Annotated in this window: 8 protein-coding genes; 4 read left to right on the top strand and 4 right to left on the bottom strand. The window is 38.8% G+C overall.

Annotation, left to right across the window (positions count from 1 at the left end; genetic code table 11):
• Positions 1-15 precede the first annotated feature (15 nt).
• The gene (locus ACHB7C_RS09310) at positions 16-2,193 is read right to left on the bottom strand and encodes a TonB-dependent receptor (RefSeq protein WP_395347076.1); all 2,178 of its coding nucleotides are present in this window, start codon (positions 2,191-2,193) and stop codon (positions 16-18) included.
• 350 nt (positions 2,194-2,543) lie between these two features.
• Between ACHB7C_RS09310 and ACHB7C_RS09305 the strand changes: the two genes are divergently transcribed.
• A complete protein-coding gene (locus ACHB7C_RS09305) occupies positions 2,544-3,020 on the top strand; it encodes a YbaK/prolyl-tRNA synthetase associated domain-containing protein (RefSeq protein ID WP_129466782.1) in 477 nt (158 codons plus the stop codon).
• 49 nt (positions 3,021-3,069) lie between these two features.
• On the opposite strand, the gene ACHB7C_RS09300 is transcribed toward ACHB7C_RS09305, so the two are convergent.
• Positions 3,070-3,711 carry a CatB-related O-acetyltransferase gene (locus ACHB7C_RS09300; RefSeq protein WP_129466746.1) on the bottom strand — a complete coding sequence of 214 codons (642 nt, stop codon included), beginning with the start codon at positions 3,709-3,711 and terminating at the stop codon, positions 3,070-3,072.
• Positions 3,712-3,997: 286 nt separating this feature from the next.
• On the opposite strand from ACHB7C_RS09300, the gene ACHB7C_RS09295 reads away from it, so the two are divergent.
• Positions 3,998-7,159, top strand: a complete 3,162-nt coding sequence (locus ACHB7C_RS09295) for a M66 family metalloprotease (RefSeq protein WP_395347074.1) — start codon at positions 3,998-4,000, stop codon at positions 7,157-7,159.
• An 83-nt stretch (positions 7,160-7,242) separates the two neighbouring features.
• Here the strand turns inward: ACHB7C_RS09295 and ACHB7C_RS09290 are convergent, their stop codons facing one another.
• Together ACHB7C_RS09290 and gndA are read right to left on the bottom strand one after the other, a co-directional pair.
• Positions 7,243-8,430, bottom strand: a complete 1,188-nt coding sequence (locus ACHB7C_RS09290; protein ID WP_129466748.1) for a multidrug effflux MFS transporter — start codon at positions 8,428-8,430, stop codon at positions 7,243-7,245.
• 189 nt (positions 8,431-8,619) lie between these two features.
• Positions 8,620-10,026, bottom strand: a complete 1,407-nt coding sequence (gene gndA, locus ACHB7C_RS09285) for an NADP-dependent phosphogluconate dehydrogenase (RefSeq protein ID WP_042846554.1) — start codon at positions 10,024-10,026, stop codon at positions 8,620-8,622.
• A gap of 242 nt (positions 10,027-10,268) precedes the next feature.
• Here gndA and ACHB7C_RS09280 point away from each other — a divergent pair, with 242 nt between their 5' ends.
• Positions 10,269-11,852, top strand: a complete 1,584-nt coding sequence (locus ACHB7C_RS09280; protein WP_129466749.1) for a TerC family protein — start codon at positions 10,269-10,271, stop codon at positions 11,850-11,852.
• 182 nt (positions 11,853-12,034) lie between these two features.
• Positions 12,035-12,595 (top strand): hypothetical protein, encoded by a 561-nt coding sequence (locus ACHB7C_RS09275; protein ID WP_166685349.1) that lies wholly within the window; start codon positions 12,035-12,037, stop codon positions 12,593-12,595.
• The last annotated feature ends 74 nt before the right edge of the window (positions 12,596-12,669 follow it).

Raw genomic sequence — 12,669 nt, 5'->3', positions numbered from 1 at the left:
TTTTTATAGGATTAATTAGAAATCAAAAGTTGCGGTTGCGCGTACTTCACGGCCTGAACCTACAAATGCGCTATTACCACCGCCTTGGCCATTATTTCCCCCCGGGAAAATCGATGCCCAATAGCGCTTATCTGTCACATTATTAACGGATAACCTAAAAGTGGTAGGAACAAGACCTATTTTGGTGCTGTAACGAGCCCCTAGGTCTAAAGTGGTGTAGCTATCTATCCAACTCGTATTTGTATCATTAGCGGCACGTTTTCCGCTGTAATGCACATTAGCGCTATAAACCAGTTCAGGCACCGATGGTAAGCTATACTCTACGAGCATATTGGCTTGGACTTTAGGTACCCCAACGACGCGTTTGTCTTTAGTCGATATTAACCCTGTATCTGTTAATTTAGGGTCAAGAAAAGTCACACCACTATAGATATTTAACCCCTGCCATACATGGCCTGTCGCGCTAAGCTCAAGCCCTCGATTTACTTGTTTTCCCTGTTCACGAAAGAGATCATTACCATCCACATAAGCAAATGGCCGTTCTAAATGAAACAACGCAGCCCCTAGGTTTAAGTCGGCAACATCGGCTTTAATTCCCAACTCATATTGCTTACTACGGTAAGGGTCTAAAGTATGCCCTTCATTTTTAATACCTTGTCCTAATGGAGCAGTATCTCCTTCCTCCAGTGAATCCGCATAGCTAATATAGGTCATTACTTGTGGGCTAATTTTGTACATCAGTGCCGCTTGTGGGCTAAGACCATGATGATGAGTTTGACTCGTTTTATGGTGTTGTTTATCAAAACTACGGCTTTCTAACCAACTTTGACTGAGGTAAAACATTGCAGACCATTGGGGGTCAAAGGTGATGGTATCGCCAATTGTGATACTTTGTTGGCGATTTTCAGCCGATTTATAACGTGAGCCCCCCGTATGGATCTTACCATCAGAAGGCTCTTCCATTGGCGATGGATGGTACATATTGGTATCACCTAAATTGCGTCGAGTACTATTTTCTTTTGAGCTATAAATCGACCACACATAGCCATTCGTCGCTAACGACAAATCATGAGCGATTGGCCCTGTCTCCACATGGCCATTTAACATTACGGAGTGACTTAGCACTCTAAAGCGCCCCGATGCAGGAGAATCCATCAACGATCGGGAAATCGTTCCATTATTATCTTGAATAGCACTGGTTACCGTCCGCATAGCTCTATCTGCTTGTTGATAGCCTACCCCAGCTTTCAATGACCAATCTTCATTAAAATCATGAAGTAAGCGAGTGCTAACTGTATCAGTAGTTAAATCATTGCCTGCGGTATGTAGTGCTAAGTTTTTATCTTGTGGATTTGGTGCTTTTGGTAACTTAACCTTAGGACCATAGCTGAAACTCCCCACATACCCTTTTTGCACAAAGTTATAATGGCTCGCATTAAGTTGTAATTGCGTACCAGGCTGAATATTCCAATCCAGTGCTAATGAGGCAAATTTACGCCGTAATGTACTATCATCTACACTGCCCGTACCTTCTTCATCCAGTAAGTTAAGACGGTAGCCAAAGCGCTTATTTTCATCAAAATACCCTCCTAAGTCCCCATGACCACTATAGGCATTACGGCTTTGATAGCCTAACGTTAAGCGTTGCACATCCTCAGGTCGTTTGGCCGTAAAATTAAACTGCCCCGCTGGACTTGCAGGGCCATACAATGCCCCCGTCAAACTATTAATGATGTCGACCCTGTCCAGCATTTCAACAGGGAATGCTGTGGTCGAAATAATATACAAATCATCAAGGCGACTATTTGCCACCACACTACCCTGCATTCCTCTGCTTTGAGGACGCCCAACATCCATGCCCCCTCGGGCTTGCATTTGTGTACTTGGTGCAAACTTCAACAATTCACTCAAACTTTTAGCTTGTTGGTTATTGATTATTTCGCGGCTAATAGTGGTTGTGGAGTATGGTGTATCAATCCATTCCAAATTCCCTAATGGGCCAATATCAATTTGTGAAGTAAAAAAGCCGGCTCCGGCTTGCGCTTCTGTCGTGACATCGTTTGGCGCTGCTGTCACCAACATACTGTCTTGTTTAGGTTTAGCTAGTTGCTCAGAGACTTGAGCAGCAACAATAGATGGGGCTATCCCTGCAATAAGAGGCAATATTACAGATAAGTTAAATTTACGGTTCATATTATCTTTTCGTTATATAAAACTTTATATTACCGATAATAAAATACAGCGTAAATGATCAACCTCAATTCTTAACAATTTGTATTCTCACTAACTCATGAAAAAACATAACTATAACGGTTTGATTTTAATAGAAATAAAAAACAAAATAGCATATGAAATAGAAAAGGCTATAAACCAACCAATAAAACAGATTAAAACCGCATCTGATATGCAATTTATAATATTTAGCATATTTTGATTTTTAACATCCCTTGGTTTTGCGGTTGTATCTGCATGTAAACTTGCTATCATTCCCTGATATTGATGTGGTTTTAAAGGGAATAACAGTGTCTGAAAATTCTATTTTTATGCAGTTAACGCAATTACTTAATAAAAATAATGCAAAGTATCGTGTGATGGAGCACCCCACCGCTGGGAAATCAGAAGAGGTGGCAAAAATACGTGGCACTCAACTTGGACAAGGTGCAAAGGGATTGGTATGTCATGTTAAAGGTAATGGTATCCGCCAGCATGTACTCGCGATTTTGCCAGCAGATAAACAAGCCGATTTAAACAAAATTGCACTGGCAATTGGTGGAACTCGTGCGTCGTTAGCAAGCCCGAAAGAAGTGGATGAACTCACGCAATGTGTATTCGGTGCGATCCCCCCTTTTAGCTTTCATCCCAATTTAAAGCTCATTGCTGACCCGCTGCTGTTTGAACGTTTTGAGGAATTAGCCTTTAATGCAGGCACATTAGAACGCTCGATTATTTTAAATACAAAAGATTACCAAAGAATAGCCAAGCCCACTTTAGTAAAGTTTATTCGTATAGAAGAAAGCTAACCATCTAATCGTAAAAAGGGTTATTCCATAGAATAACCCTAAATGACAATTACTGATTAAGCTGTCGGTCGTATTCAATACTGGCTTGCTTTAGTGCCTGAAAATCAGATCCACAAATCACGCGCTTTAAAGCGGAGAATTTTGCTTCTGGCCAATCATAGATTTTCAGCGCCAAGAGTTCGCTAATCACTTCAGGCGCAAACCGGTGTTTAACTGGCTTGGCAGGGTTCCCCCCAACAATGCTATAAGGCTCAACATCTTTAACAACCACACTGTTGCTCGCAATGACGGCTCCCTCACCAATTTTGACACCCGGCATGATAAAAGCTCGCATGCCAATCCATGCTCCGTCACCAATCACCGTATCCCCCTTTCCTATATAAGCTTCCTCAATATATTCAAGGAAAGGATATAAACAAAACCAATCCATTCGATGAGTATGATTCCCACCCATCAAAATCACGGCTTCACTGCCAATACAAACATAGTCCCCAATGTAAAGTTGGTCTACATGCCACGCAAGCTGCCAATCTCGACTTTGCTCATCCCCCTGAAGGTAACGAACAACCGAATTTTCAAAGCCATTATCCCAACAATCACTGTAGTAGCTATGCTTACCTTTAATATGAATATTAGGGTTTTGCACAACCTCATGCAGTAATTCATATTTTGACCAATGCTTTTTATTCATGGTAATAAACCTTTTAATCCGTTTATATTTACCATAGAACGCTGTCTATGGTGATGTATTCGCGTTCAAAATACATCACCTTTAGCTACCCTTGGCTTATTTAACAATGGATTCTGCATATTCAATACTCAGCTAGAAATATCATACAAACTTACCATTAATTAAAGTTTAAGACTAACTGTTAGTCAATCATGATTATTAGCTGCACTTTATTTAATATAATATTGATAAGTAATTTTAATTAATTACTTGATTGATAAATACCAAAAATATAAAAAGGAATTTTATGTTTAATCCTACTACGAGCGCACTACCATCAATAACAGAAATAATCGAGGCTGAAAATACCTATCCCTTCACTCTTAACCCTGAAAATGATAACAGAATTTTATTAGATATATGGCACATCATACATGAAGCTAATACTAACCCATTAATAAGTGATAAATACCTAGAAGTACAATTATTCCAGCAACGGTTCAACGATATCATTAATGCAAAAATGAAGTATTTTAATAAAAACCAATTTCCTAATGACCTTATTGGGGAATTAAAGGCTAATGTCACTTTTGCTCAAGCCAGTATAATCCCTGCCAAAAATAGAATTGCTGGAGACACACACCCAACTCTAGTTTCCGACCGTAATACTTTGATACTGGTAAAACCCCATAAAATTATTGCAGAGAGTGAACCTTTTCAATTCAAAATATTTGATAAAAAAAACAACTTATTAATAACTAAAGAGCTTCTTCCCCCTTCAAAACTCCCCCCCACTGCAAATAACCATATTCCAGAAACTGACTTATTACCTCACTATTTTAATAAAACAAATAAATTTGACCTGACTATTAACCATAATGATGACCTAGAAAAGGTAACAGAAAACCCCATTTACTTTGATAAGTTAATTAAAATAAATGATAAAATAAACATAATATTCAATGCCCCTTTCCCGCAGGAAACCTTTGTAATTAATAATAACACTGAATATAGCTATAAATACATCTCTATTTACAATGATTCAAATAAAACCGTAAAAATTGAATATGGTAATAAGCATACCTCACTAAAAAAAAACAATAGCCTTATTTTTATTTGTGATGGAAATGGCCGATGGCAAACAAAGAAGGATGTAGAAATATCTGAGTACTACCGGGTTACACCATCTTCTTTCGAATTTAAACTAAAAGGATTTACTCAATTACTCGCCCCCCGAAAAGAGGGCAGAACTGACACAAATAATTTAGACCAATATTTTAAAATTCACTCGAGTATAGAACTTGAATTAACAGATAATGATTGGGTTAAAAAAATTTACTTAATTAATAACAAGCAGCATAGTGGTAAAAAAATACTGTTTTCATCCAAAACTAAAAAACAAACGGAGATTAGCTTCAATAATAATATTGTCTCACTGAAAAAAGGTGAACAACGACTTCTCGTTTGTAACTTTGATGGTGTATGGGAAAACACTCCCATTGCTGCTCCCCCACCATTAACTATTTCACCTTCTATAATAGACGGCAGTTTATATGACTTACTCATTAGTGATAACTCACAAATCCAAAAAATCACCAATGATAGTGAATCTTTTAACCAGCTAATCGCACACAATGAAACGATAAAAATAGCAACTAGTGATGGGAATTGGGCGCCAAAATTTCGACTTAACGCTAATGACTTTTTCCATAATAAGAAAGTTATGTTTTCATCCGAAGCTTCTTATACCAGTTCTATTTTCTACGGCAGTAAAAAATATGAGCTAAAAACAGGCGAAAAAATCACTTTTATTTATGATATAAAAAAAAAATGGGTCCCGATAACAGAACCTACCACAAGCGCCCCGCTTGAAAACCTCGCCTATTCAGAAAATACTTGGTCAGCTATCATTCCTAAAGAATATATAAAACCGGGGATACGCTTTGAGTTCAATACCCTTGAGTCTACAGGAGCGCTTAATGATGTGAAAATTGGTGCTCCCAATATCCTGATGATTAACACTATAGATATTGGTATGTTAACCCCCCCAAGGAATGAGTTTGACTTTCAAAATAACCATGAGTTAAACCGCCAATATGGCCAAACAGTCCCCGCTGCGACATTGATTGTAACTCGTTTTGACCCCGTCTACTTAACTCAAGTTGTTACCCCTCGTGGTGAGCTATTTATTGATAAAGCAACAGGCGAAGGGGGTGGTCATGACGGGAATATGCGACATGAGATTGCCAAAGACCTCATTTCTGACGGCATTAATTCAGCCAACTATGGTATTAATAGTTCTCAGGCATCAGCTCCATCATTTCTCCCCACATTCCAAGTAACCATGCATAATTCTGTTGGCGTATACGAAAATGGCATACAACATCATGGTTGGTCGGAAGGCGGTGGAAAAGCCACATTATATGAATCAAAGGGAAATGAGGTTAGCCATGAATTAGGTCATAATTTTGGCTTAGGTGATTATCACGGCGGTCCTGAAGGCGGAACACACACCACACCCGATAAAAAAAACTCATCATGGCTATGGGATTGTGAGTACAATTATTTTATTCCTAACTTGTCACACGACGGGGTATTTAATACTGATGCAATGTCTAGTGGCTACCCTTTCGACTCAAACTATAATTCTTTTACCGCTTACACACCAAATTCATTAGCTGCAATTCAAAAACGGCTTCAAAATAGTTATATATTTTCCCCTGAATCGACGACTGGTTATAAAAAATGGGATTCTGAAAAAGCAGAAATGGTAGATGCCAGCCCTGATCTTTCAGAGCTTATATTCTTTCATTATTCGACAAAGAATGGGGAAAATTTAACCGATGAAAAACTTAATACTTTTGCAGAGAAATATAAGTTTATTCACATACAAAGTGGTAATGGCTACCATACTCCTAATATGATTTTCCCTCCTGCCACGCCTAAAAATAAAGGCTCAATCATAAAAATAAGCTCATTTGCAGACTGGAGTAGTAACGTAATCGTCAATAGCGTTGAAAGTAAAATAACTAAAGACAAAATACTATCTTATATTTCGAATGGCCATACTTGGCAAAAAATAGAGAGCCAAGGGATATATAAAAAACCTGATAAACAAGGCGTCCCTATTATTACCTTAACCGGGTTTTATGACCCCGACGGCAAGTTTGAAAGGCAAAGCTGTATACCTCTCTATGGTTCTTTCGGCATGGTTTATCGACCTGATGAACACATTTCCCCTGACTCACCATATTTAGAAGTAATATTACAAGATGGCACAATTAATAAATACCAACTGCATGCCTTTAGAATGAAAGAGGGCCTGATGAATAAATACCATGTCAATATTGAATGGAAGCTTAACCCAGTAAAAGTGAATATTTATGTTAATAATAAAATAGTTCACACTGAAGATATCGAAATAAAAACCCTAAAACACCCAACAACAATTAATGGGGAAATAGTTTAATGTTGATATAAGGTATTAGCATAAAGTAATCTCAAGGCTCAATTAACATTGCTAGCTAATCGAGCCTTGAATGGCATTAATAATTAATGACTTTCGTCTTTAGTTAATTTTAAGCTCGCCTTTCTTGCAACTAAGCCAAAAATACAACCAATTAACATAACTATCGCTAGGGATAGTTTCGGGGCGATAGGTAAAGCAATGGCAAATAACCCTAACCCTGCTCCTCCTGCCATTTGCACAAATCCCACTAACGCAGAAGCCGTCCCGGCTTCGTTACCAAATGGTTCTAAGGCATAACTTGTTGCGGTGCCCATCATAAAGGCAAGGCCAGTACAAGCACATGCGACAGGTAACATATACACAGCCCAATGATTTTGCACTTGTTCAGAGAGTAAAATAAAACCAAGCAGCAACCCTAAACAACCTAATGCCATCATCGTACTGCCCACTAATAAACAAGTTGGCCGGCCAATTTTATGAATAAAGTAATTGGCAATATAGCTGGCAAACATGATCCAAAAACCATTTATTCCAAATACAATAGAAAATTCTAGTGGGGTAAGTTGTGCATCCCCCATTAGAACGCTGGGCGCAAGGGAAACATAAGTTAGTGCCATCCCCATAGTCCCTGCATTAACCAAAGCAAAAATGATAAATTGACGGTCACCCAAAATCCGCCAATAGGTTTTAAGTTGGGTCGTTTTTACTGCTGGCAAATTTGTTGGCCGTGTTTCCGGTAATAATATGATAATCAGTACTAATATTACCAACGCATACAGTGCAAGGAACCAAAATGGCGCGCGCCACCCCCAAGCCTCCGCCAATAACCCCCCTAATAATGGGGCTAATGCAGGAACAATATTGAGTGTACCATTTAGAAAACCGAAGGCTCGCGCCGCTTCTGTACCATTCATACGGTCGCGCACACAACTAAAAGCCACTACAGAAGTGCAACAAACCGCAACTCCCTGCAATAAACGAGAAGCAATAAATACTGCCGGTGTCGTTGCTACAATCGCAACACCTGCACCGATGATATATAGCACCATACCTGCAATCGCGACAGGTTTTCGTCCATATCTATCCACTAGTGGGCCCGAAATTAATTGCCCTAACCCCAGAACGAGAATGAACAGTGCTATCGTTGACTGGATCACCGACTCACTGCTACCTAAATCCCTCGCAATATCAGGTATTGTCGGCAAATATAAATCAATCCCTAATGGACCAAGTAATACTAATAAAAGCAATAAAATAAGAAAGTTACGCATAAACCATGCCTAGACTCGATAAAATATAATTTAAAAAATATTCGCTGTTATAAATTATAAAAAAGCTATATTCGATACCGAATAAGCGATTTACTCATCGTTATAAATTAACCATTTTACGGTGCTTAAAAGTCAAAAAAGGCGCTAAACCTAGCGCCTTTTATGTCATCAATAATCAATGATGACGGATTATTCCATCCATTCTGTGTGGAAAACACCGTCTTTATCCGTACGTTTATAAGTGTGAGCACCAAAGTAGTCACGCTGCGCTTGGATTAAGTTTGCAGGCAATACCGCTGAACGGTAGCTATCATAGTAAGAAATTGCTGCTGAGAACGTTGGTGTAGGTATGCCATTTTGCACCCCATAACAAACAACATCACGCAGAGCTTGTTGGTATTCATCGGCAATTTGTTTGAAATATGGCGCTAACAGCAAGTTGGCAATTTTTGCATCTTGGTTATAAGCGTCAGTGATTTTTTGCAAGAATTGAGCACGAATAATACAACCCGCACGGAAAATTTTCGCGATTTCACCGTAGTTGAGGTCCCAATTATATTCATCTGATGCCGCTTTCAGCTGTTGGAAACCTTGCGCATAAGAAACAATTTTACCTAGATATAACGCACGACGAATTTTCTCAATAAATGCTTTTTTATCACCATCAACTGCTTTTAATACTGGGCCACTTAATACTTTAGAGGCGGCTACACGTTGGTCTTTCAAGAATGAAATATAACGCGCAAATACAGATTCAGTGATCAGAGTCAGAGGAATGCCTAAATCAAGAGCACTTTGGCTAGTCCATTTACCTGTCCCTTTATTTGCTGCTTCATCAAGGATCACATCAACCAGATATTTACCATCTTCATCTTTTTTCTTGAAGATATCTGCTGTGATTTCAATCAAATAGCTGCTTAACTCACCTTTATTCCACTCTGCAAAGGTGTCTGCCAATTCTTCGTTACTTAAGTTCAATGAGCCTTTTAGCAATGAATATGCTTCTGCAATTAATTGCATATCACCATATTCGATACCATTGTGAACCATTTTGACATAGTGCCCTGCACCATCTGGACCAATATAAGTCACACATGGCTCGCCTTCTGCTTTCGCTGCAATCTCTTTTAAAATTGGAGCAACTAATTCATAAGCTTCTTTTTGACCGCCAGGCATGATTGAAGGGCCTTTCAATGCACCTTCTTCACCACCAGAAACACCTGTACCGATGAAGTTGAAACCTTGTTCAGATAATTCGCGATTACGACGGATAGTATCTTTATAAAGAGTGTTACCACCATCTATTAAGATATCACCTTTGTCCAAATGAGGAGTCAGCGAGGCAATTGTTTTGTCTGTTGCTTCACCCGCTTTAACCATCAACAAGATGCGGCGTGGTTTTTCCAGAGAGTCAACAAACTCTTCAATTGTATAGTTGGGAACTAATTTTTTCCCTGGATTTTCGGCGATAACTTCATCTGTTTTATCTTTAGAACGGTTAAAGATAGACACTGAATAACCGCGGCTTTCAATGTTCAGCGCAAGATTGCGCCCCATGACAGCCATTCCGACAACACCAATCTGCTGCTTTGACATGAAAAACTCCTGTCTGATTAGGACCAAGTCAGCCTTGATAGTGCTGACATTCTGTTAACGGGATCACATATTAACCTAGGATTGTGCAGCATGGTAGTTATTGATGCAATCGATGACGTATTCACGACTTTTTTTGTCAAAAAATATCTAACTAAAGTGAATTTTTATTGATATTTAGTTCAACAAACCGCATTATTCACCTGTCGGCATAAGCCGTCATATCAGAAGGTAAAACAAACTGTATGGAATGGATCGCAGATCCTTCGATTTGGGCGGGCCTCGCTACCCTTATCGTTCTAGAAATCGTTCTTGGTATAGATAACCTCGTTTTCATCGCCATTCTAGCTGACAAGCTCCCGCCTAAGTTGCGTGATAGAGCCCGTGTAACGGGGCTTATGCTTGCACTTATCATGCGCGTTGTCCTGCTCTTTAGCCTGTCATGGCTAATTACGCTAACGAAACCAATATTGACACTCTTTGAGCATCCTTTCAGCGCTCGAGATCTGATCATGTTGATCGGGGGGCTATTCCTATTGTTCAAAGCAACAATGGAGCTAAACGAACGGCTAGAAGGTAAAGACGAGCACACTAATACTCAACGAAAAACATCGAATTTCTGGGCTGTTGTTGCACAAATCATTGTTCTTGATGCGGTTTTCTCTCTTGACTCTGTCATTACAGCTGTCGGTATGGTTGACCATATTGGCGTCATGATTGCCGCAGTCACTATTGCAATGCTGTTGATGATTTGGGCAAGTAAACCGTTGACTAGCTTTGTCAATAACCACCCCACCATTGTCATACTGTGTTTAAGCTTCTTACTTATGATTGGTTTCAGCTTAGTTGCCGAAGGCTTCGGTTATGCCATACCGAAAGGCTACTTATATGCTGCGATCGGCTTCTCTATCATGATTGAAGTTCTTAACCAATTTGCGCAGTTCAATCGCCGTAAATTCCTGACGGGAACAAGGCCTCTGCGCGAACGTACTGCTGAAGCGGTATTACGTATTTTAAGTGGTAAAGCAGAAAGAGGCGAATTAGACCCTCACACATCAGATCTGATTGCGGATAACCAATCTGTTTTTGACCCGCAAGAACGTTTGATGATTGCGCGTGTCTTAGGTATGGCACAACGTAACGTTGAGAGTATTATGACCTCACGTCATGATGTGGATTACCTCGACATCAATAAATCCTCCGCCGATTTACTGCAATTGATGGAGAAAAACCCGCATTCACGCTTAGTGGTTATAGATGAAACAATTAGTGATGAACCTGTTGGTGTTGTTCATGTAATGGATTTAGTCAAACAACAGCTTCGTGGTAAACCGCTTAATTTGCGTGCATTAATCACGCAACCTCTAATTTTCCCTGAAGGGTTATCACTATTAAAAGCATTAGAACAGTTCCGTAAAGCCCATACACACTTTGCGTTTGTTGTGGATGAATTTGGCTCTATCGAAGGTATCGTCACATTGACCGACGTAATGGAAACAATCGCGGGTAACTTGCCTGTTGGTGATGAAGAAAATGACTCACGCCACGATATTCAAAAACTGGATGATGGTACTTGGATTGCCAACGGCTTTATGCCACTTGAAGACCTGATCATGTTTATCCCAATGGAATTAGACGATAAGCGTGAATATGAAACAATTGCAGGTTTACTAATGGAACACTTACAGCGCGTTCCTGAAGTAGGCGAACAGATGACTATCAATGGCTGCGTATTCCAACCACTTGAAGTCAACAGTCATCGTGTTAATAAAGTGCTCATTACACCGCCAGCACCCGAAGGTGATGGCTATGAATTTGAAGATGACTAACCTTTAGCTCTAAACAAAATAAATACCGGCCTCTGAGCCGGTATTTTTATTTCACTTTTAGTGAAAAATGGCTATTTAATAGCAGTAAATAAAAAACAACATCGTTTTTTAAAAGAATAATCATTGAAATACTGAATAATTTATAGCATTGAATACACCTAATCTTTAACCAAGGTCATGCTATGTATATAAAAACTCAGTCTCCAAATATAAATACGTTAAAAACACAGAAAATTAACCAAACTACAAATAAATCATCAGGAAAGGTTGCTGTTACCGCTAATCAACTTCAAAATAATACTGAACAATATCCTATGGCTTCTAAAAAGAAAGTCCGCTTTTTAGAAAACGACCAAATGAAAGAATTATCTCGTCAAGAGACCACGAGTAAACTCTCAAAAAATAAATCTACTGATGCATTAACCAAAAAAGAATTACTAATTACATCAGAGAAAATAATCCATAAGCAAGATATCAAAGATTTAAGAAATTACATATCTAAAAGCTTAGATTTAATTTCCAAACAAATAAAAAAAATAGGCACCTCAGATGATCGAGGGTGTAAAGTTACCCTATCTAAAGATACGATGAATAAGTTTAATAACATATTATTAAACTTAAAAGATAATATTCAACACTATAAGAATGAATTAGGGCGTTCAACTTACCAGCACAATAGTAATAAAGAAAAAACACTTAGCAAATTAGAAAATAAATTAAGTAAACAACAGGGGAATTTATAAAAAGTGAAGGAAGAAGTAACTATTTATCTAGGGATAGTTCAGTTAAGCAGACTAAAAATACCGTTGAAAACACA

The organism is Providencia sp. 2024EL-00732 (genome assembly GCF_044006275.1).
Classification (GTDB): domain Bacteria; phylum Pseudomonadota; class Gammaproteobacteria; order Enterobacterales; family Enterobacteriaceae; genus Providencia; species Providencia huashanensis.
Note: the sequence above shows the minus strand (reverse complement) of the source record. Positions and strands in the feature narration are given on the sequence as shown.

What these genes read in the sequence shown, in the direction of transcription:
- ACHB7C_RS09310 (WP_395347076.1), bottom strand. Translation starts at nt 2,193, where the DNA reads ATGAACCGTAAATTTAACTTATCTGTAATATTGCCTCTTATTGCAGGG.
- ACHB7C_RS09305 (WP_129466782.1), top strand. Translation starts at nt 2,544, where the DNA reads ATGCAGTTAACGCAATTACTTAATAAAAATAATGCAAAGTATCGTGTG.
- ACHB7C_RS09300 (WP_129466746.1), bottom strand. Translation starts at nt 3,711, where the DNA reads ATGAATAAAAAGCATTGGTCAAAATATGAATTACTGCATGAGGTTGTG.
- ACHB7C_RS09295 (WP_395347074.1), top strand. Translation starts at nt 3,998, where the DNA reads ATGTTTAATCCTACTACGAGCGCACTACCATCAATAACAGAAATAATC.
- ACHB7C_RS09290 (WP_129466748.1), bottom strand. Translation starts at nt 8,430, where the DNA reads ATGCGTAACTTTCTTATTTTATTGCTTTTATTAGTATTACTTGGTCCA.
- gndA (WP_042846554.1), bottom strand. Translation starts at nt 10,026, where the DNA reads ATGTCAAAGCAGCAGATTGGTGTTGTCGGAATGGCTGTCATGGGGCGC.
- ACHB7C_RS09280 (WP_129466749.1), top strand. Translation starts at nt 10,269, where the DNA reads ATGGAATGGATCGCAGATCCTTCGATTTGGGCGGGCCTCGCTACCCTT.
- ACHB7C_RS09275 (WP_166685349.1), top strand. Translation starts at nt 12,035, where the DNA reads ATGTATATAAAAACTCAGTCTCCAAATATAAATACGTTAAAAACACAG.